Genomic DNA, 21,858 nt, shown 5'->3' with positions numbered 1-21,858 from the left:
GTAAACAATATAACCCCGAAGGCTCTACGGCCATTCGGGGTTATATCGTTACCCTACACCAAAACTCCCCGCTTAAATTTCAGCGAATGTTTGTATAGGTTTTTCTCCTTCACTTTTACGAAATTGAATATGATGCAATTTCGCAAATATCCCATTTTGAGCGACAAGTTCATCATACGTGCCGTCCTCTTCAATGCCGTTTGGTGTAACAACCAGCACACGGTCAGCATTACGAATTGTAGCTAAACGATGTGCAATCACAAGTGTTGTACGATTTTCAGCAAGCTCTGTTAAAGACTGCTGAATAATCATTTCTGTTTCAGTATCGAGTGCAGACGTTGCCTCGTCCAAAATAAGAATTGGCGGGTTTTTCAAGAACATACGTGCAATAGCTAATCGCTGCTTTTGTCCACCTGATAATTTCAGGCCACGCTCACCGATTTGTGTCTCGTAGCCATCAGGTAACTCTGCAATAAACGCCTCTAAATGCGCTTTTTTCGCCGCTTCTACAATCTCTTCCTGACTAGCATCTAAACGACCATAAGCAATATTTTCACGAATCGTTCCCGTAAATAGGAAGACATCTTGCTGTACGATCCCAATCTGAGCACGAAGCGAGGCTTGTGTCATATCTCGCACATCAATACCGTCAATAGTAATTGCTCCACTACTCACATCATAAAACCTAGGAATGAGCGAACAAATAGTCGTTTTCCCTGCGCCAGATGGTCCAACAAATGCAATTGTTTGCCCTGCACGAACATCTAAAGAAACACTCTTTAAGACATGTTTTGTATCATCATAACTAAAATCAACGTCGTTAAAGACGATATCACCACAAAGATGTGTGACTGCTTTTGCTCCCTCACGATCTTGCACTTCAGGCTCCTGCTCAATCAAATCACGGAATCGCTTGAAACCAGCCATTCCTTTTGGGTATAGCTCAAGTAGCGCACTGATTTTATCAATAGGCTTAATCAACACATTTGTATACAACACAAAACTTACTAGCTCCCCGTATGACAGTTTCCCATTAAAACTCAACCATGCACCGACAACAAGTACAACTAGCGTTAATAAACGAGTCATCATGTAGATACTTGAATGTGTGCCTGCCATAATTTTATAGGCATATAATTTCGCCGTACGGAAATTGCCATTTTGCTCACGGAAGCGTTCCATTTCAAACGTTTCATTTGTAAAAGATTGTACGACGCGTACGCCTGAAACACTGTCTTCCACACGTCCGTTGACATCAGCAATTTTGCCGTACATCGTTTTCCACGCTTTATTCATCTTGACATTACTAAATGTAACAAGCCATGTTAAAAACGGCACCATGATGGCTGCAATAAGAGCCAGTGTTGGATTTACATTGAACATAATGGCAAATGCACCAACAAAGGTCATAATGGCAATAAACAAATCCTCTGGACCATGATGCGCAAATTCACCAATATCAAATAAATCATTAGTAATACGACTCATAATATGACCTGTTTTCGTATTGTCAAAGAAGCGGAACGACTGGCGTTGCACATGATTAAACAACTCCTGGCGCATATCCGTTTCAATGTTAATCCCAAGTTTATGTCCTAAATAATTGACGATGAAATTCAATCCTGTGCTTAGAATATACACAAGTAATAAAAGGACACTGACTTTAACAATCATGCCCCACTCCCCTGTTGGTAGTAGTTCATCGATAAACCACTGTACAGCTAACGGGAAGGCTAGCTCTAAAATCGCTACGATAATGGCACTTGAAAAATCAATGACAAATAATCGTTTATGCGGCTTATAATATGAAAAAAACTTTTTATACATATGTGGCTCCCTTCTAGATGAGAAATAATATCATTTACTACATATAGTAACATTAGTTTGATAGATTCTACTAATTATTTTTTCTGCATAATAATTACTTTTTATTTGCTTTTTCATATCTGCATGCTATAATCCTTATAAGAAGAACAGAATATCTTTTGACGATTTTGTCAAAGGGGAGTAGCTAGCAGATGCGAACGATGCATCTGGTTTCACATCCGTCATTACATGGCTCTTGCCATCGGGTGTGATAGCAAAAACATTTGTGCAATAGCGCAAATGTTTTATGTACCGAAAGCGTAGCGACAGGTACAAAATATTTGTCTACATAATAGACCGATATTTGCTTAGCAAGACCTTTGCCTATTTATTAGGCATGGGTCTTTTTCTTTTGCCTAAAATAGGGGAAATTGCATGAGAGAGAAATATTCTTTTTTCTACCATTTATTTTAAGGAGGACAAAAATTGGAAGCAATATTATTAGAATACGCATGGGTACTTGTCGTATTAATCGTTCTTGAAGGTTTATTAGCAGCAGATAACGCTGTCGTAATGGCTGTTATGGTCAAACATTTACCGAAAGATCAACAACAAAAAGCATTATTATACGGGTTAGTTGGGGCATTTGTTTTCCGCTTCGCTGCTCTATTCTTAATTACAATACTAGTGAACTTCTGGCAAATCCAAGCAATTGGTGCCGCATACTTATTAATTATGTCAGGTAAGCATTTATACGACACCTTTAAGGGGAATAATGAGCCTGATGAAATTAAGGAACCTAAGAAACAATCTGGTTTCTGGATGACAGTTTTAAAAGTTGAATTGGCAGACATCGCGTTTGCAGTCGATTCTATTTTAGCTGCTGTAGCTATTGCAGTAACACTGCCTCATTTAGGTAACTTTGATATTGGTGGCATTAATGCTGGTCAATTCGGGGTTATGTTCCTAGGTGGTCTGATCGGCGTTATTATGATGCGATTTGCAGCACGTTGGTTCGTAAAAGTTCTAGACAAATTCCCATCACTTGAAACAGCTGCATTTTTAATCGTTGGCTGGGTAGGTGTAAAACTTGCAGTACTTGCGTTAGCGCATGAAAAACTAGGCATCATTCCACACGATTTCCCACACTCAACAGTATGGAAAACAACGTTCTGGATTGTCTTACTTGCAATTGCTGTAGGTGGTTATTTAATCGGAGTAAAAAATCAAAAGAAACATGCATAATTGTGCATAAAAAAATCGCCATGACTTAAAGTCTTGGCGATTTTTTATATTACTTCATCACACAACCATTTTGCTAGTATATCATTGAATAGTCTCGGCTCTTTTAAAGATATACCATGTCCGATATCCGGCCACACAATTTTATGGCAATTAGCATTACGCATGGCTAAATCATGTGCAGATTTTTTCATCATTCCCCTCTCCTTCTCACCAACTGTCACAAGCATTTTACTTGTAACCTTTGAAAAGGTTTCAGGTATTTTGAAAGACATATTTTCATCTAATACACGAGTAAGACCTTCTACAGTAATGTAACAGCTTTCTTCATAATAACGATCAAAGAAATTAGGTGGAATATAAAGCGCTTTTGCCTGCATTTTTGCAAACGCCTTTTGCCGAATAAGTGGGTATGTAAGCTTTACTGTAACTCCCAAAATACTCTTTGGCAAAGCAATTGGTCGCGCAAGTGCACTATTAATCATCGCCTTATCGATAAGTGTAGGTTGTAAACTAAGCATCTCAACTAACACTTGTGCTCCTATTGAAAAGCCAACAACATTGACTGTTTGCCCATTCGCTTTTTCAATGATTAAGTCATTCAATAGTTTTGCACTCTCTCTTATTGAAAAAGGAATGCCCCCCTTCTGTCCACCATGCTCTGGCAAAGTGGGTACTATGCAATGGAAACTTTGAAAGAACTTTATCTGTTCCTCCCACATCCAGCCCCCCACTCCACCACCGTGAATAAAGACTAACAATGGTGCATCCAGCTGTCCATATTCCTCAAAATGTATTGGCAAATAAAACAACTCCCTTCCTATGTGTACTCTACTATACGAAATAACGCTGGAAGAGTTTCACAAAGCTTTTAATTCCCCACAGTAAGCAACAAAATTCACCAAAAAACACAAACAACCCCGCATCTTTTTTTATACTCATTCGTATACATAGTATGAAGTTACTTCATACACAGAAAGGGTTATGCAGATGGCATTTTCTAGACGCAATCGAAACATCAATAATATTTTAAAACACTTTGCCTGCATGTGGGTATTAACAGTAGTCGGTATGTTTGTCGCAACACTATTACCACCTGCAATTGTGTTACCGTTATCGATTATTTGTCTTGTGCTACTTATCATCGTGTGCTTTGTACGTAGTGTGAAGCTTGCCAACTCCATCATATATACAATTCCATTTTTAATGGGCGTTTTATTATTTTGGATAACACAATTTTTCATCGGTGAGCTGGGACAGGAATTAGTTTTACTCGTATTTGGGTCAACCGTGGCAATTTTCATTATACTAGCGCTTCTCGGCATTATGATGAATCGGGATATTTCAAATTGGGGAAGCTATTTATTTACCGTGTTAGTTGTTGTTATTGTATTTTCACTTATTTTTATGTTTATACCTGTGAGCAATATGGTAGCACTCACTTTAGCTGTGGTAACCGTGTTGCTGTTCAGTATCTATACCGTCTATGACTTCAATCAAATAAGCCATAACTATGTGTCAGACGATCAAGTTGTTAGAATGGCCCTAAACCTATATTTAGATTTCATCAATCTGTTTACCAATCTTTTAGAAGTTATTTGGCGATTGAAAAACGAATTCAACTAATTCTTCTAATTGAGAACTGGTATCAATTGTTTTGCGCAACATTTCCTATGAAAAACATGTTTTTTTGTACGACTCCCTTCATTCACTGTATACTAATAAAGTAATCGTATGGTATTTATTGCAAAGGGAGGAATACTTTTATGTTATCTGAAAAACTACACACAGCATTAAACGAACAAATGAATTTTGAATTTTACTCTGCACATGCGTATATGGCAATGGCTGCTTATTGTACAGCTGAAGCATATGACGGCTTTGCGAATTTCTTTTTAGTACAGGCTGAAGAAGAGCGCTTCCACGCGATGAAGTTTTATAACTTTTTAAGTGATATGGGCTATCGTGCAACAATTCAAGGCTTCGACAACCCAGAAAATGATTTTGATTCCATTTTAGATGCTTTTAAAACAGCACTGTCTCATGAAAAAGAAGTGACACGACGTATTTATAACTTATCAGACATTGCTTTAGATGAACGAGAGCACGCGACGATGGCTTTCTTAAAGTGGTTCATCGATGAACAAGTAGAAGAAGAAGCGACATTCGATACGTTGATTCACAAAATTGAACGCATCGAAAAAGATTCTAATGCAATCTTTATGCTCGATGGAGAACTAGCAACTCGCACTTTTACACCTCCAAACAACGCGTAAAGAGCAAACTCATCCGCAACATTTTGTGGATGAGTTTTTTTATGATCTTCCTCTCCCACTCCCTTCAATATGTAGTAATAAATGCCATAAAAATTGTCGATTGTAGTGGTAACACGATACCTCCTTTCATATGAATCTAATAAGAGAGGAGGATACATATTTATGGAGCAAGAGAAACGAAACGGAAAAATCCGAAAACGGGTACCGATTATTATTGCTTTCCTCTTATTAATGTTTATAGCAACCTGGACCTTGGCTTCTCCAACTATTAATAATGCACTTGCTAAGACCCCTTTCTTCGATCAAATTTTCAAACCTAAACCTGACAATCACACCATCGTTAATTCTATTCATGAACAATTAATCAACAAAAATTTTGATATTGAAAATGTTGGATTGAACCTCCTGAAAAAAGTCATCACTGTGAATATTAAAGGTTCAAAAAACTATTTCAATAATACGAGAAACGATATTGAGAAAGAAGTAAATGTCTTTTTACATTCAATAGAGCTCGATACATATAAAGTAGAAATTGCCCATTATCCTTTGGAAGAATCGGAGGATAAGCTAACTGACGCAGAAAAGAAAAGAATCAAAAAAGCCAAAGAACTAGAAAAAGCGATTATGAATGATCCTAGAATGCAAGAGTATAAGCTCATCTCAGCATTTGTACGGATAAATGATGTAGAAAACTTTATTCCACTCGTACTATCAGATAAGGAAACGAAAATCGGCGATATTATACGAGTAGTTAATAGCATTGTAAAAGAGCAAGGTATGGAGCCTTTTACCATTAAGCCGTTTTATGTGGATTCTGAAAAAGAGAAAATCGCACAAAAATTACAACCAGTTATCAACACGATGATCGGGGAATTAAGTAAAAATGGGGAATACCAAGTAACGAGAGTTTACTATTCCTTTGACACACCCATTACTTTTTCCGTATTAACAGCGCTCAGTACATCTAATGCAAACTCTAAAAAGCAAGCACATAAAATTGAAGAAATGATGGAGGATATTCTTTTATCTAAAAAAGCAACAAGTTTCATGCCAGATGGTCAATACAAAATTGTAATTTATAGCAGAGATAATACGCCCTTTGAAAGCGTAAACTCTCGGCTAGCAGACTTTCAATGGAAATAAAAAGCTTGAGGCTGTCCTATAAGTCTCTTTAAGCAGAACAACTACCTTTCTATATGGTAAAAATCCGCTTCGCTTTCCGCGGGCACAGCGTAAGTCGCAACCCTCGCTACACGCGGTTTGTTGCGTCTTACTTCTTGTGCTATTCCCGCAGGAGTCTACGCGTATTTTTACCTGTATATCAAAAAGATAAAATACTAAAAGTACTCTCAGCATACTATCTTTTCTTTTAGGACAGCCCATAAATTTTTTTATTGTAAAGGCACTTCGATCTCCGCCTCACCTTGTAAATAATTTTCATACTGAGAGAAATAAATGCGGACAAGTCATGTTCCACTTTTAAGGTATGTATCTTTTTCTAGCTACGATATGTCGCCTCTTGCACCGCCTCAATTGAATCATGTTCATTTTTTAATACGCATATGCCGTACGATGCATTGTATTTTCATATATTTTTTGCACCTGTAAAAATGATGTTTCATCACCCGCCATCGCGCGTTTCACTAGCACTGTTTCATCCAAGGTCCTCACCTCTTCCATCATCCTTCTATCTACTAGACAGCCCAATGTTTGAAATCGTTCAACCTTTTTCATTTTATTGTACTTTTATTTTCAAAGTTCATTTTTCCAAGTACAATACAAAGGAAGGAGTGTTTATAATGACAATTCGTGAACAATTATTCGCCCTACAAGATCTGGGCTATCAAAAATTTTCATCCGCATTAATTCCCAATATTGATGCGAGTACAATAATTGGTGTACGTGTTCCACTACTACGAACACTTGCCAAAGATATTGCTAAAGGCGAACCACTACACTTTTTGCAAACAGCTGAGGATACATATTTTGAGGAGTTATTACTGCAAGGCATGGTCATTGGCTATATAAAGGCATCACCACAAGAAAAGCTACCACTGATCGCGCAGTTTATCCCTAAAATCGATAACTGGTCGGTTTGTGATAGCTTTTGCTCAGGGCTTAAATTCACGAAATCCAATCAAGCACTTGTTTGGGATTTCTTACAGCCTTACTTTAAATCAAAAGAAGCATACGACATTCGCTTTGCTGTAGTCATGCTACTGAATTATTATGTTGATGAGCAATATCTTCAAAAAACATTGCAGCTGCTCGATGATGTTTCTCATGAGGACTATTACGTGAAAATGGCTGTTGCTTGGGCTGTGTCTATTTGTTACATTAAAATGCCACAGGAGACGATGCCATACTTACAAAACAACAACCTCGATCTCTTTACGTACAATAAAGCACATCAAAAAATTACGGAATCATTACGCATCGATAAAGAAACGAAAACAATGATTCGAGCAATGAGACGGAAATAATTTTACTAGAACTTGTTCATTCACGTTTCTTTGAATTGTGGATTATGGTATACGACTTATCAAAAATAAATTGTATACCATAATAACCTCTTCATTATTTGTTAAGATTCACTACCGTATTGAATATCGAGTTTTTTTGGAATTTCTGGAATATCGTTTGATTTTATATCTAGTTCTGTTAACGCTAGTGCATGTAGTGGATATTTTTCTTCAAAATCAAACGGGATCGCTTTACTTTCCATTTGATTATTCATATGGCTACGTACCAATAAACCATTATTCGATAAATCAATTGTAGAAATACTATGGATTGTTTCTTTTAGCATCTGACGATTTTTGTCACTTAATGGCAAGTCCTCATCCACTAAGAACGGTTCAATGGAATCCTTTAAATATCTCTGTGCATCAATTAAACATGTGAATTCATTTAATTTTGCAGCATACGCTTGTAATTGACGTTTTTCTTTTGCACGCTGATTGTTTAATTCTACGACTTTTTGTTCAATTTGTGATAGGCGTTTTTTCGTTAGCTCTATTAAATAACGTTGTATTACATCGATATCTTTTAGCAATGCAGCTTCTGCCACATGTATCTGGTTATATGAATTAACACAAACTTCTTGCTGTTCATTCAGTTTATCAACACGCTCTTTGAAAAATTCATTTTGTGTGTGATGACCAAAAATTGCTTTCATGAGTCCTTTCCCATGAATTTTTTTATGCTGTGCGTCAAGTCGATCATATTCACGAATATATTCACTATGCATACTTCGGTATTCTCGAAGCACTTGCTGATAGGCAATTACTTTTTCTGAAAAAACATCCACGATACGATCCTGTAAAAAATCATACTGAGCAATTGTTTGCAAAAGCTGATAGAGTGTATGTACATTCGTAAATACTTCTGTTACTTGTTTATATTCTTGCTCATATTCTGAAACGATAGCTAAATCTCTTTGATAGCGCGAAAATTCATATTGTGAATCATCCGTATACTTTTCAATGTTTTGCACCGCAGATTTGAACGGTTCTCGCTGAGGAATAATCGTTAATTCAAAGCGGAATCGCTCTAACCATTGTAAAAAACGGATTAAAATTGCAGACATCTTTTTATCACTATTTACTGCTACATGGTTAATTTGCTTAACGAGTTCAGCATATTGGCTCTCTCGCCATAGCAACTCATCTTCAGTACGTTGGGCTTCTAACGCATCTTTAGCTGAAACAGTCACGAAGCCACTCATTAAATGTCCGATACGTGCCTTTTCACTTATGATAAATGCTTCTGGTTCCGTATTCTTAATATCGATGGCATTGACAACACAAAGCGGCTCTTTTCCTTTGTTTTTTAACGCTTCCATTAACTTAACTTCTGCATCAATAGCCCTTGAGCCACTACGTAACACCCAATAAATTTCATCGACACGATTTAGTAGTGATTCAGGAAAATACGCCTTATCGCCATTACCTGCTTCTAGAGAAACCGAGTCAATAATCGTCACTGATTTTAGCAATTCATGTTTCACATATACTTCTAAGTAATCTAAATGTTCACGTAAAATTTTAGAAGCAGATGTATCACCTGTTGTTAACAACTCAAGCTTACTAATATCAAAAACTGCTATTACGCCATCTAAAAAATAGGCTTTGATTTTCTCCTGCTCCCCATAGCGTAGAAATGTATTCACGCCTGTCGGATTACAGTCATTAACAGGTAAAATCGTACGACCTAGTAAACCATTTACAAGCGTTGTCTTCCCTACACGCTCTTTTCCAACAATTAACACCATTGTCTGATTGTTGGCATCTTGAATAATCCGATCTAAATGCTTAGACGTATCTTTTACATATGTATTTTGTATTATCATGCCATGCAGTTGACGTAAACTATCAACAAGCTGCGGGAGAACAATATTAGTAGAAGCTAGATTCTCAACTAACTTTTCATCTAAATTCGTCATACCCCAAACCCCCTTATATAACTATTCTTCTATTATAAATGAGATTCTCCCATTCCTTATATAGTAATTACAATATACTGAAAAAAAGGACAATTTACTTATCTGAGATTGTCACAAATAGGATTTCTTTCACAAGGATTTCTTCTATTATCTTTATTTTTATACCAAATACACATCAATAATATATTTTACTCAAGAATAAATTACGAGAACCTCTCTTCCAATTGAAAGAGAGGTTCATCTATTAACGAGTTACTTTTTTATGAGTTCAAGCTCTACTGGAACACTAGCGCCTACAGTTTCACCTTTTAAATATTGGATGGCAGTTTCAACCGCTTTAAAGCCAATTTCATCTGGTTTTTGTGCAACTGTTGCAGCCATTGTACCAGCTTTTACTGCTGCTTGGGCATCATCGGTTGCATCGAAGCCAATCACTTTAATATCTTTACCACTTGCCTCGATTGCTTCTAAGGCACCTAAAGCCATCTCATCATTATGTGCAAATACACCAACTACTTTAGGGTTTGCTTGTAAAATATTCTCCATAACTGTTAAGCCTTCTGCACGATTAAAGTTTGCTGTTTGTTTAGCGACAACTTTTAACTGTCCATCGATTGCTTTGTTAAAGCCTTCCCCACGATCACGCGCAGCAGATGAACCTGGAACACCTTCAAGTTCTACTATTTTTGCGCCCTTGCCAAGAAGTTCTGCTAAGTATTCACCAGCTAGTACGCCACCTGCTGCATTATCAGAAGCAATGTGAGATACTACTTCACCACCCTCAGAAGTACGGTCCACAGTAATAACTGGAATACCGGCTGCATTCGCCGCTTCTACGGCTGATGCTACTGCTGCTGAGTCAACTGGGTTGATTAATAATAAGTCTACACCTTGCTGAATTAAATCTTCTACGTCACTTGTTTGTTTTGATGCGTTATCTTGTGCATCTGCTACTGTTAGTTTTGCACCTAATTCTGCAGCTTTAACTTTCGCACCTTCGTTTAATGTGACGAAAAATGGGTTATTCAATGTTGAAATGGAGAAACCAATTGTCATAGTATCGTTTAATGTTTTATCGCCAGCTTTTGAAGAACTTCCACTCTCTAATGAACAAGCTGCTAACACGAATACAAGCGCAAACGCAGCGAATAATAAGTTTAACTTCTTCATGTGTTTACCTCTTTCCTACACTGTTTTTTTACGGTCGATTAATACCGCAATTAAGATCACCGCACCCTTTACAACTTGTTGGAAGAAGGATGATACCCCGATTAAGTTCAGTCCATTATTCAGTACACCAATAATGAGTGCACCCACTAACGTACCGAAAATCCAACCGCGTCCACCTGTTAGGCTTGTACCCCCTAGTACAACAGCTGCAATGGCATCAAGTTCATAAGATGTCCCTGCAGTTGGCTGAGCAGAGTTTAGGCGTGACGTTAAAATCAGCGCAGATAATGCCGCAAGCGTACCTGTCAATGAGTACACCATAATTTTCACGCGGTCTACATTTATACCAGATAAACGAGACGCGTCTTCATTGCCACCTACGGCATACACACGGCGACCAAATGTCGTTTTATGTAAGATGAAATATAAAACACCAAAAGCAAGTGCTGTTGTCACAACCGGCACAGGAATTCCAAAAAAATAACCCTTACCAAGCATTTGGAACGAGATTGAATCACCTAAACCAGAAATGGGACGGCCTTCTGTATAAACAAGCGTTAACCCACGATAGATGGTCATTGTTGCTAAAGTTGCAATAAATGGTGCCACTTTTCCTTTAGCAATAATAATTCCGTTAATTGCACCTAGAATTGTTCCTAGTAATAACGCAACAAACATTGTTAAAATTGGATCCATGCCGCTGGCAAGCATACTTGCTGCCACAGCCCCTGTTAGTGCTAATGTAGAGCCGACCGATAAATCGATACCACCCGTTAAAATAATAAATGTCATACCAAAGGCAATAAGTGCACTAATGGATACTTGACGTAGTACGTTTAAAATGTTTGAAGCTGTCGCAAAGCTTGGATTTAAAATCGTTATAATAATAACAATTAGTAATAGTCCTAATAGTGGACCCAGCTTGGATAGCAACGCTTTGGAATTAGATTTGAACATCTTTTTCCCCTCCTGTTGCATAATGCATGATAGTTTCTTGTGTTAGTTCATCTTGTTGTAAAATAGCTGTTTGTTTACCTTCATGCATAACGAGTACGCGATCTGCCATTCCAATAATTTCTGGTAACTCCGATGAGATCATAATAATCGCCACACCTTGTTCGGCAAGCTCATTAATGATCGAATAAATCTCCTTTTTCGCGCCGATATCCACACCGCGGGTCGGTTCATCTAATATAAGTATTTCAGGCTCTGTACCTAGCCATTTGGCAATAACCACCTTCTGCTGATTCCCACCACTTAGTGATTTAACAGCCAGATTGGCACTGGCAGCACGAATACGTAATTGCTCCATATAGCCTTGGCAAATTTCGTCTTCACGTACTTTATGGACAATCCCTGCTTTTGAAATTTTCTCTAAGTTCGTCAACATCATGTTGTCTTTAATGGAGAAATCCAGAACTAAGCCTTCTGATTTACGATCTTCCGTCACAAATGCAATTTTATGATTCATCGCTTGAATCGGATTGCCAATGGATACTTCTTGCCCATCGATGACAATCTCACCTGCATTTTTCTTTCGATAACCGAAAATTGCTTGTGCTACCTCGGTACGGCCAGCACCCATCAAACCAGCAACCGCCAACACTTCACCTTTACGTACTGAAAAATCGATATTTTGACATACATTGTCGCAGCTCAAATTTTTCACTTCTAGTTTGACTTCGCCGATTTTCGCATGACGTTCTGGGAAACGCTCCCCAAGCTCACGCCCTACCATCATTTGTACAATTTCATCGAATGTCGTGTCTTTAATCGTACGAACGCCAACATATTGCCCATCACGTAAGATTGTAATACGGTCACAAATCGCAAAAATCTCTTCCATACGGTGAGAAATGTAGACGAATGAAATGCCTTTAGCCTTTAGTTCATGGATCGTCGTAAATAACGTTTCGATTTCACGGTCTGTAAGTGCCGCTGTTGGTTCATCCATAATGATGTACTTTGCATCACTAGCAATCGCTTTGGCAATTTCAATAATTTGTTGTTTGCCGACTGATAGTTCCCCTGCAAGTTGACGAACATCTAATTCAAGCCCAAGTTTAGCTAAAATTTGACTCGCTTCTTTATTCATTTCTCGTGTTTTTAAAATACCCGTACGACCATATGTTTTTTCATTCCCTAAAAACAAATTTTCTGCCACTGTTAATGCAGGCAAGATGTTTAATTCTTGGTGAATCACTGCAATCCCAAGTGCTTCTGCTTCTTTAGGCGAATGAAAAACAACCGGCTTTCCATCTACTTTTACTTCTCCTGTATCACGCGCATAAATGCCTGTTAATATCTTCATTAACGTTGATTTACCAGCACCATTTTCACCCATTAGCGCGTGAATTTCACCGTCAGCGATTGAAAACTGTACATCTTGCAGTACAACATTTCCACTAAATGCTTTCGATATATTAGACATTTCAATCATGACTACGTACCTTCTTCCTAAAAAATGACACCACTTTGCAAAATCACATTTGCGTAAGGCGTTGTTTCACCGGTACGAATTATGACTTTTGCTATTTTTGTTTGTTCCTTAAATTGTTCATGCGTTATATACGCAATTTGTGATAACTTCTCCTGTACTGCCCCGTATACAAGTGGATTCCCATCTTTTATTTCTTCCGCTAAATAGGCATGCTCTACTTTTAAATCATCCAACACAGTGTCTAAAATCGTTAAAAAGCTTGGTTCGCCAAGTTTATAGGCTAAATCGATGCATGTAACACTTTCTGGAATTGGTAACCCGCAGTCTGCGATCACAATTTGATCGGTATGACCAAGCTTTGCAAAAATACCTGCAAGCTCACGGTTTAATATCCCTTGTTTTTTCATTCTTCATAGCCCCCTAAACGGGCATATACCGCATTCAATGTTGGCATACCCGATTGAGCACCAAATTTCTCAACAGATAAAGAACCAGCAATATTTGCAAAATACACAGCCTCATCCAGTGATTGTCCTTCCACTAATGCATGTGCTAACGCTCCGTTAAATGTATCGCCTGCTCCAGTTGTGTCGACTGCTTTTGTCATATACCCAGGCACATGAATATGATGCTCTCCATCAAAGAAACGTGCACCGTCACTGCCAAGCGTTACAATCAATTTATTAGGATACTTTTCTAATGCTTGCTCAAAATCTTCACCAAATAATAGCGCACATTCCGTTTCATTTGGCGTAATATACGTAATATCGTCCATCCATTTGATATCAAAATTTGCTGCTGGTGCTGGATTAAAAAGTACCGGCACCTTTGCTTCTTTACACATCTTTAATGCATATTCAGTCGTTTCAATAGGAATCTCTAGCTGCATAATGACCATTTGGCTGTTTTGAATAACATCCTTCACTGCGTCAATATGGGCTGGGCTCATTTCATAATTTGCACCGGGAACGACAATGATGCGATTATCGTTTTCATGCACTAAAATATTCGCAATTCCTGTCGGAGCATTCGTTGTTTTTACTGCATCCACGTTGATATTTTCATTGTGCAAAATCGTACGCATCGTTTCTCCGAATCCATCATCGCCGACACAGCCGACCATTGTCACTTGACTACCCAAACGAGCTGCAGCAACTGCTTGATTGGCCCCTTTTCCTCCTGGTATTGTCTTGAATAATTCACCAAGAATCGTCTCTCCCTGCTTCGGGAAAACATTCATTTGTACTGCTAAGTCCATATTTAAACTACCAATGACTGTAATCATATTTTTAGTCCTTTCTCGTCGTGCCACGCACAATCAACTCGGCAGATACTGTGACATTTTTCTCTTGTAAAGAACTGTCTTCAATCATCTTTATGAGCATTCTCGTTGCATGGGCACCCATTTTATAAATATCTTGAGCAACTGTCGTTAAGCCTGGTGACACCATGTTTCCAAGCTGTACACCATCAAAACCGACAATTTGCAAATCATTTGGTACAAGTCTCCCCATCGACTGAGCCACCTTTAGCGCAGCAATAGCCGAAGTATCGCTACTAGCAAAAATCCCATCAATATCGGGGAAATCCAGTAAAATCTGTTCCGCAATTTTTTCAGCAGATTCAAAAGAAAACGGACATTCAATAATTCGTGTTTGTACAGCTTTCCCTGAAGTTGCCTGCAAAAATCCTATTACTCGATCATCTGCCGGACCTAGACCCACTGGACCTCGCATACAAACAATGTTTTTCGCGCCGCACGTAAGTAAATATTCAGTGCCAATACGCGCCCCTTCTACGTTGTCTGTTGCAACAGTAGGAATCGAAGAGTTGATTGTACGGTCAAGTGCTACTATAGGAGCAGAGACATCCTCATAATGTGGCGCCTTTAACAAATTAGTCGTGACAATAAAACCTGCGACATATTTTTGCGTCAACATATTAATATATAATTCTTCTTTTTCTGCCTTTTCATCCGAATTACAAAGCACAACCGTATATCCATAAGAAAGCGCAATATCTTCTACCGCTCTTGCTAGCTCTGGAAAAAATGGGTTCGTAATATCCGGTACAATGAGACCAATTAAATTGGTTTGTTTTGTACTAAGAGAACGTGCCACTTGATTAGGACGATAATTAAGTACCGCAATCGCCGCCTCAATACCTTCCTTAGCAGCCTCACTCACATAGCCTTTTTTATTTAAAAATCGTGAAACCGTTGCTACAGACACGTTAGCATGCTTTGCAACATCTTTAATGTTCGCCATCGCCATCATCCTTTAAGGAGGTATAATTCGATGTGTAATCGGTTACACATTCAAATATCTACTATTTTTTAATGTGTTGAGTATAACGTAAATGCCCAATCAGTATGACCTAAATGTGTAATCAGTTACACCAATATAAAATAGCTATTCTAATTTGTCAACAGAAAATGATACACATTAGTATTTTTTTGTTCTGTTTTATAACAAAGAACGTAAATTTCATTAATTACTACGAACAAAATATCAAATCCCATATAAAAATAGCTGTTTAATAAGTCGAGAAAGACTTATTAAACAGCTATCATTTTTACTTAATACGCTACACGTTGCGCTTCGTATGCAGCAATTTGTTCTTCGTATTTAATCGTTAAGGCAATTTCATCCCAACCATTTAATAACGTTTCTTTGTAATAAGGATCGATGCTGAAGTTATATACTTTGCCGTCTTCACCAGTTACTGTTTGATTTTCAAGGTTTACTTCTACACTGTATGGTGCTGTTAAACCTTTCGCTAAAATTTCATCGCACTCTACTTCAGTTAGTTTAATTGGTAAAATCCCATTTTTGTAGCAGTTATTATGGAAGATGTCTGCAAATGATGGTGCAATGACAACGTTAAAGCCGTAGTCAAGAATTGCCCATGGTGCATGCTCACGTGATGAACCACAACCGAAGTTATCTTGGGCAACTAGAATCTTTGAGTCTTTAAATTCTGGTTTGTTTAATACGAAGTCTTTTACTTCATTACCTTCTGCATCAAAGCGCCAGTGAAAGAATAAAAACTCTCCGAATCCAGTACGTTCAATACGTTTTAAAAACTCTTTTGAAATAATTTGGTCTGTATCTACATTTTTACGATCAAGTGGCGTAGTGACACTATTTACGATATTAATTGGTTCCATTATCTTATCATCCTTCCAATGCGAAGAAATTTCTTACACTGTTTCTTTAATGAATTCACGTACATCCACGAAATGTCCTGCAATAGCTGCGGCAGCTGCCATAGGAGGTGATACTAAGTGTGTACGAGCTCCTGTTCCTTGACGACCTTCAAAGTTACGATTTGATGTCGATGCACAACGCTCACCAGCTGGTACAACATCGTCATTCATCGCCAAACACATTGAACAGCCAGTCTCACGCCACTCAAAGCCAGCCTCTGTAAAGATTTTGTCTAAACCTTCTTCTTCAGCAAGTTTTTTCGTTGTATGAGAACCGGGCACCACTATAGCTGTTACGTTTTCATGTACTTTGCGCCCTTGAATAACGTTTGCAGCTGCACGTAAATCACTTAAACGAGAGTTAGTGCATGAGCCAATAAATACATGTTGAATATCAATTGATGTAAGTGGTTGCCCTTCTTCTAATCCCATGTAAGCCAGTGCTTTTTGAAGTGCTGCTTTATCTGATTCGTCCTCGTAATCTGCTCGAGTTGGCACATTTTGTGAGACGCCAGATCCCATTGATGGGTTTGTACCCCATGTTACGATAGGTTCGATTTCTTCTGCTTGGATGATACGAACTTCATCATATGTTGCATCTTCATCTGAAACTAAACCTAACCAGTAAGCTGTTGCTTCCTCAAATTTCTCGCCTTGTGGTGCGTAACGACGTCCTCGAATATAGTCCACTGTAATTTGGTCGGGTGATACAAGACCTGCCTTTGCTCCTGCTTCGATTGACATGTTACAAATTGTCATACGCTCTTCCATAGAAAGCTTGTGGATTGCCTCTCCAGTGAATTCCACAATATGCCCTGTTCCAACACCAATGCCGAACTTTGCAATTATCGCTAAAATAATATCTTTTGCTGCAACACCAACAGGAAGTTCACCTTCCACACGGATTTCCATTGTTTTAGGTTTGTTTTGCCATAATGTTTGTGTAGACATTACGTGCTCAACTTCCGATGTACCGATACCAAATGCAATTGCACCAAATGCACCATGTGTAGATGTATGAGAATCACCACAAACAATAGTTTTACCAGGTTGTGTTAAGCCTAATTCTGGTCCGATAACGTGCACAATCCCTTGGTCTGGGTGGCCCATACCCGCAAGCTCAACACCGAATTCCGCAGCATTTTTTGCTAATGTTTCGATTTGATTTTTTGCGATTGGATCATTGATTGTTGGTAAATTTTTCGTCGGTACGTTGTGGTCCATAGTAGCAAAGCTTAAATCTGGTCGACGTACTTTTCTTCCGTTTATACGTAGACCTTCGAAAGCTTGCGGAGATGTTACTTCATGAATTAAATGAAGATCAATATATAACAGGTCCGGTTTGCCCTCTTCCTGATAAACAACATGTTTATCCCAAATCTTTTCAATTATATTTTTTCCCATTGTCTTCACCTATTTCTTAAATGTATGTTGTCATAATGCTTTCTGATACAAAGCTAGTATCAATTTCATTAATTACTTTATCTGTCCATTCATTCGTTGAAAGCGTGCGAGCACCATCACGAGTTAAATCAGCAGTGAAGTAACCATCTTCGAATACAGAATTTACGGCACGTTCAATCTCTGCTGCTTCTTCTTTTAAACCAAATGAATATTGCAGCATCATCGCTACTGAAAGAATTGTTGCAGCTGGGTTTGCTACACCTTGGCCTGCTAATTCTGGAGCAGAACCATGGACTGGCTCATAAAGTCCAAAGTTATCACCACGAATTGAAGCTGATGGTAACACGCCAAGAGAACCTGTAATAACAGAAGCCTCATCACTTAAAATATCACCAAACATATTTTCCGTTACCACGACATCATAATGTCCTGGATTTGTTATTAGTTTCATTGCCACAGAGTCTACTAAGTTATGTTCAACTTGCACATCTGGGTAGCCTTTTTTCTTTGCTTCAACCACTTCACGCCATAAACGACTTGTTTCAAGAACGTTTGCTTTATCTACAGAGCATAATTTGCCTCCACGTAAACGTGCTAATTCAAAAGCATTTTCAACGATACGTTCAATTTCTGCAGTTGAGTAAACTGTTGTATCAATTGCGCCATTTTCAGTACGCATACGTGGTTCCCCGAAGTATACGCCGCCTGTTAATTCACGTACGATCATTAAATCTACGTTTTCGGCTACTTCACGTTTTAATGGTGAAGCATCTAGTAAACTCGGGAACGCCTTTACTGGACGTAAATTTGCAAATAAATCAAAGTGCTTACGAATACGTAATAACCCTTTTTCTGGACGTAATTCAGGTGCGTTATTATCCCATTTTGGACCGCCAACAGCTCCTAGTAAAATGGCGTCACTACTCTCACACATTTCAATTGTTTCATCAGGAAGTGGATTATTGTGCTGATCGATAGCAGCACCTCCGATTGTTGCATAACTTAAATGGAATGTATGGTTGAATCGCTTGCCAATTACTTGTAATACTCGTACAGCAGAAGCGACAACTTCTGGTCCAATTCCGTCACCAGGAAGTACTGTTATTTTTTTCTCCATCGTAAAAACACCTTTCTTTGTATAGCGCGTGCGCCAATTTTCTATTGAGTGAACGTGCGCTAAAAACGCGCTGTACTTTTATTAAAATCTCTCACCCGTATATTTGACAGGTGAGAGCAAGTAATCATCTTAAACCGTTAGTTGTTGCACACGAAGGCTCGCTTGTATTAAATGACGATTAATGGCATTTAAGTACGCTTTCGCAGATGCTTCTAATACGTCTTGTGACGAGTTACGACCTGTTGTAGAAACACCGTCATAGCGAATATTGATAACAGCTTCACCCAGTGCATCGCGGCCTTTGCCCACTGATTTAACACGGTAGTCAATGACATGGATATCTCCTGGTACTAGCTGTTCAAGTGTATTGAAAATAGCTTCCACAGAGCCCGATCCTGTCGCCACAACATTTTTGACAAGACCTTCTGGCGTATTAACTGTTGCAATAGCTGTAGGAATATTTTCTGTACTGTATTGCACTTGTACGCTTTTCAGCTCAAATAACGGTACATCTTCAATTTGCACTTGTTGCTCCGTAAGAAGCGTCATTAAATCTTCTTCAGTAATCTCTTTTTTGCGGTCTGCAAGCTTTTTAAATTCATCAAATGCTTTGTTGAGCTTTTCATCTGATAGATTGAAGCCCATTGTTTCCGCACGATCACGGAATGCAGCGCGTCCAGAATGTTTACCCAGAACAAGAGGTATTTCTCCTTCACCGATCAGTGCTGGTGAAATAATTTCATATGTCTCAGGATTTTTCAGCATGCCATCTTGATGAATACCTGATTCATGGGCAAATGCATTTTTCCCAACGATTGCTTTATTCGGTTGAATCACAACATTCGTTAATTTACTTACTAATTGAGACGTGCGTTTAATTTCTTGTAGGTTAATGCCTGTTTCTACAGGATAAATATCTTTACGGATATGTAGTGCTACAGCGATTTCTTCAAGCGCAACGTTACCTGCACGCTCACCGATTCCGTTAATAGTACCTTCTACTTGCGTGGCACCATTTTCGATTGCAGCAATTGTGTTAGCAGTTGCCATTCCTAAATCATCATGACAGTGTGCAGAGAATTTAACGTTTTCAGCACCCTTGACATTTTCAAGTAAGAACTTGAATAATGCTCCGTATTCCTGCGGCGATGCATAACCAACTGTATCAGGCACGTTGATTGTTGTTGCACCAGCAGCTACAACTTCATTCATAATACGTACTAAAAATTCACGATCAGAACGGAAAGCATCTTCCGCCGACCATTGCACAAGTGGGAAAAGTTTTTTCGCGTATTTTACCGCTTCAACCGCTTGCTCAACAACTTGATCGGGTGATTTTTTCAGCTTATACTCCATATGAATTGGAGATGTTGCTAAGAAAATATGGATATGTGGTTGTTCCGCTACTTTAATAGCTTTCCACGTTGTATCAATGTCCTTTTGCACACAGCGCGCAAGACCTGTAACGATTGAATTTTTGACAGTACCAGCAATACGGTTAACTGCTTCAAAATCACCAGGTGAAGAAGCAGGGAAACCTGCTTCTATAATTGAGACACCTAGGCGTTCAAGTTGCTTGGCGATTTCAATTTTTTCAGCTGTATTTAAATTAATGCCAGCTGATTGCTCGCCGTCGCGTAATGTTGTATCAAAAATATCAATTTTTCGCACTAGCAGTCACTTCTCTCACAACTGTTTCTTTACCTTCGTTGATGAATGGCATCATAGCACGTAGTTTAGCGCCAACTTCTTCGATTTGGTGGTTTGCACCAGCTTCTTTATATTTCGTGTAGTCTGGACGACCGTTTTCATTTTCAGCGATCCAACGACGAGCGAATGTCCCGTCTTGAATGTCTGTTAATACGTCTTTCATACGACCTTTAACTGATTCGTCGATGATGCGTGGACCTGCAACATAATCCCCCCACTCAGCTGTATCTGATACTGAGTAACGCATTGTAGCCATACCGCCTTCAAACATTAAGTCAACGATTAATTTTAGTTCGTGTAATGTCTCAAAGTAAGCAAGTTCTGGTTGGTAACCAGCTTCTACTAATGTTTCGAAACCAGCTTTTACTAATTGAGTTGCACCACCGCAAAGTACTGCTTGCTCACCGAATAGGTCAGTTTCAGTTTCTTCTTTGAATGTAGTTTCAAGTAAGCCGCCACGTGCAGCGCCGATACCTTTACCGTAAGCAAGTGCGATGTCTTTTGCTTGACCAGATGCATCTTGGTGAATTGCGAATAGTCCTGGAACGCCAGCACCTTGTTGGAATTGACGACGAACTAAATGTCCTGGGCCTTTAGGAGCCACAAGGAATACGTCAACATCAGCTGGTGGTGTGATTTGACCGAAGTGAATGTTGAATCCATGAGCAAACATAAGTACTTTACCAGCTTCTAAATATGGTGCGATTTCTGCTTCGTATACTGATTTTTGACGCTCATCTGGAAGTAAGATTTGAATTACGTCCGCTTCTTTGGCTGCTTCTGCAACTGTTTTCACGTCAAGACCGTCAGCTTTAGCTGCATCGAAAGATCCGCCTGGACGAACACCTACTACTACGTCAAAACCTGATTCTTTAAGGTTAAGTGCATGTGCGTGACCTTGTGATCCGTAACCGATAATTGCGATTTTCTTTCCTTTTAGTACGTCCTCGTTGATGTTTTGTTCATAATACATTGTAGCCATTGTTAAATTCCTCCTAGTATGTGTGGGTTTATTTTTTTGTCCAGCTTTAGACGCTTGCA

20 protein-coding genes are annotated in these 21,858 nt (G+C 38.7%); 5 read left to right on the top strand and 15 right to left on the bottom strand.

The annotated features are described in order from the left end of the window. Positions 1-72: 72 nt before the first annotated feature. The gene (locus ACIQ2D_RS05390) at positions 73-1,827 is read right to left on the bottom strand and encodes an ABC transporter ATP-binding protein (protein ID WP_402860539.1); all 1,755 of its coding nucleotides are present in this window, start codon (positions 1,825-1,827) and stop codon (positions 73-75) included. Between the two features lie 465 nt (positions 1,828-2,292). On the opposite strand from ACIQ2D_RS05390, the gene ACIQ2D_RS05385 reads away from it, so the two are divergent. Then, positions 2,293-3,051: a TerC family protein gene (locus tag ACIQ2D_RS05385; RefSeq protein WP_402860536.1), complete on the top strand. Its 759-nt coding sequence runs from the start codon at positions 2,293-2,295 to the stop codon at positions 3,049-3,051. Between the two features lie 44 nt (positions 3,052-3,095). Here the strand turns inward: ACIQ2D_RS05385 and ACIQ2D_RS05380 are convergent, their stop codons facing one another. Continuing rightward, the gene (locus ACIQ2D_RS05380) at positions 3,096-3,851 is read right to left on the bottom strand and encodes an alpha/beta fold hydrolase (protein ID WP_402860534.1); all 756 of its coding nucleotides are present in this window, start codon (positions 3,849-3,851) and stop codon (positions 3,096-3,098) included. Positions 3,852-4,038: 187 nt separating this feature from the next. Between ACIQ2D_RS05380 and ACIQ2D_RS05375 the strand changes: the two genes are divergently transcribed. From ACIQ2D_RS05375 to ACIQ2D_RS05365, 3 genes are all read left to right on the top strand, one after another. After that, on the top strand, positions 4,039-4,674 hold the full coding sequence (locus tag ACIQ2D_RS05375) for a Bax inhibitor-1/YccA family protein (protein ID WP_402860531.1): 636 nt from the start codon (positions 4,039-4,041) through the stop codon (positions 4,672-4,674). Positions 4,675-4,814: 140 nt separating this feature from the next. Next, a complete protein-coding gene (locus ACIQ2D_RS05370; protein WP_402860528.1) occupies positions 4,815-5,324 on the top strand; it encodes a ferritin in 510 nt (169 codons plus the stop codon). A gap of 162 nt (positions 5,325-5,486) precedes the next feature. After that, positions 5,487-6,467 carry a DUF4030 domain-containing protein gene (locus tag ACIQ2D_RS05365; RefSeq protein WP_402860525.1) on the top strand — a complete coding sequence of 327 codons (981 nt, stop codon included), beginning with the start codon at positions 5,487-5,489 and terminating at the stop codon, positions 6,465-6,467. A 408-nt stretch (positions 6,468-6,875) separates the two neighbouring features. Here the strand turns inward: ACIQ2D_RS05365 and ACIQ2D_RS05360 are convergent, their stop codons facing one another. Further along, positions 6,876-7,058 (bottom strand): hypothetical protein, encoded by a 183-nt coding sequence (locus ACIQ2D_RS05360; RefSeq protein WP_402860522.1) that lies wholly within the window; start codon positions 7,056-7,058, stop codon positions 6,876-6,878. 65 nt (positions 7,059-7,123) lie between these two features. Here ACIQ2D_RS05360 and ACIQ2D_RS05355 point away from each other — a divergent pair, with 65 nt between their 5' ends. Beyond that, positions 7,124-7,807: a DNA alkylation repair protein gene (locus ACIQ2D_RS05355; protein ID WP_402860519.1), complete on the top strand. Its 684-nt coding sequence runs from the start codon at positions 7,124-7,126 to the stop codon at positions 7,805-7,807. Between the two features lie 101 nt (positions 7,808-7,908). On the opposite strand, the gene ACIQ2D_RS05350 is transcribed toward ACIQ2D_RS05355, so the two are convergent. From ACIQ2D_RS05350 to ilvC, 12 genes are all read right to left on the bottom strand, one after another. Then, a complete protein-coding gene (locus tag ACIQ2D_RS05350; RefSeq protein WP_402860516.1) occupies positions 7,909-9,768 on the bottom strand; it encodes a dynamin family protein in 1,860 nt (619 codons plus the stop codon). Between the two features lie 252 nt (positions 9,769-10,020). Continuing rightward, positions 10,021-10,938, bottom strand: a complete 918-nt coding sequence (gene rbsB, locus ACIQ2D_RS05345; protein ID WP_402860513.1) for a ribose ABC transporter substrate-binding protein RbsB — start codon at positions 10,936-10,938, stop codon at positions 10,021-10,023. Positions 10,939-10,953: 15 nt separating this feature from the next. Further along, complete coding sequence (gene rbsC / locus ACIQ2D_RS05340) at positions 10,954-11,895, bottom strand: ribose ABC transporter permease (protein WP_402860510.1); 942 nt, start codon at positions 11,893-11,895, stop codon at positions 10,954-10,956. After that, positions 11,882-13,378, bottom strand: coding sequence for a sugar ABC transporter ATP-binding protein (locus tag ACIQ2D_RS05335; protein WP_402860507.1), 1,497 nt, complete (start codon positions 13,376-13,378; stop codon positions 11,882-11,884). Before ACIQ2D_RS05335 ends, rbsC begins: the two co-directional genes overlap by 14 nt. A gap of 17 nt (positions 13,379-13,395) precedes the next feature. Next, the gene (gene rbsD / locus ACIQ2D_RS05330; protein ID WP_402860504.1) at positions 13,396-13,785 is read right to left on the bottom strand and encodes a D-ribose pyranase; all 390 of its coding nucleotides are present in this window, start codon (positions 13,783-13,785) and stop codon (positions 13,396-13,398) included. Further along, complete coding sequence (gene rbsK, locus ACIQ2D_RS05325; protein WP_402860501.1) at positions 13,782-14,663, bottom strand: ribokinase; 882 nt, start codon at positions 14,661-14,663, stop codon at positions 13,782-13,784. Before rbsK ends, rbsD begins: the two co-directional genes overlap by 4 nt. A gap of 4 nt (positions 14,664-14,667) precedes the next feature. Next, a complete protein-coding gene (locus ACIQ2D_RS05320; protein ID WP_402860498.1) occupies positions 14,668-15,645 on the bottom strand; it encodes a LacI family DNA-binding transcriptional regulator in 978 nt (325 codons plus the stop codon). Positions 15,646-15,956: 311 nt separating this feature from the next. Next, entirely contained in the window at positions 15,957-16,547 is a 591-nt protein-coding gene (leuD, locus tag ACIQ2D_RS05315; RefSeq protein WP_402860495.1) for a 3-isopropylmalate dehydratase small subunit, read from the bottom strand. 33 nt (positions 16,548-16,580) lie between these two features. Then, entirely contained in the window at positions 16,581-17,990 is a 1,410-nt protein-coding gene (leuC, locus tag ACIQ2D_RS05310; protein WP_402860492.1) for a 3-isopropylmalate dehydratase large subunit, read from the bottom strand. 16 nt (positions 17,991-18,006) lie between these two features. Continuing rightward, positions 18,007-19,107 (bottom strand): 3-isopropylmalate dehydrogenase, encoded by a 1,101-nt coding sequence (gene leuB / locus ACIQ2D_RS05305; protein ID WP_402860489.1) that lies wholly within the window; start codon positions 19,105-19,107, stop codon positions 18,007-18,009. Between the two features lie 129 nt (positions 19,108-19,236). Continuing rightward, positions 19,237-20,778 carry a 2-isopropylmalate synthase gene (locus tag ACIQ2D_RS05300; RefSeq protein ID WP_402860486.1) on the bottom strand — a complete coding sequence of 514 codons (1,542 nt, stop codon included), beginning with the start codon at positions 20,776-20,778 and terminating at the stop codon, positions 19,237-19,239. Continuing rightward, entirely contained in the window at positions 20,765-21,799 is a 1,035-nt protein-coding gene (ilvC, locus tag ACIQ2D_RS05295; RefSeq protein WP_402860483.1) for a ketol-acid reductoisomerase, read from the bottom strand. The genes ACIQ2D_RS05300 and ilvC overlap by 14 nt, the downstream gene beginning before the upstream one ends. Positions 21,800-21,858 lie beyond the last annotated feature (59 nt).

Source organism: Lysinibacillus sp. NPDC097287 (genome assembly GCF_044761695.1).
In the GTDB taxonomy this organism is placed as follows: domain Bacteria; phylum Bacillota; class Bacilli; order Bacillales_A; family Planococcaceae; genus Lysinibacillus.
The sequence above is the reverse complement of the archived record's forward strand: the minus strand, read 5'-3'. Positions and strand labels throughout refer to the sequence as shown.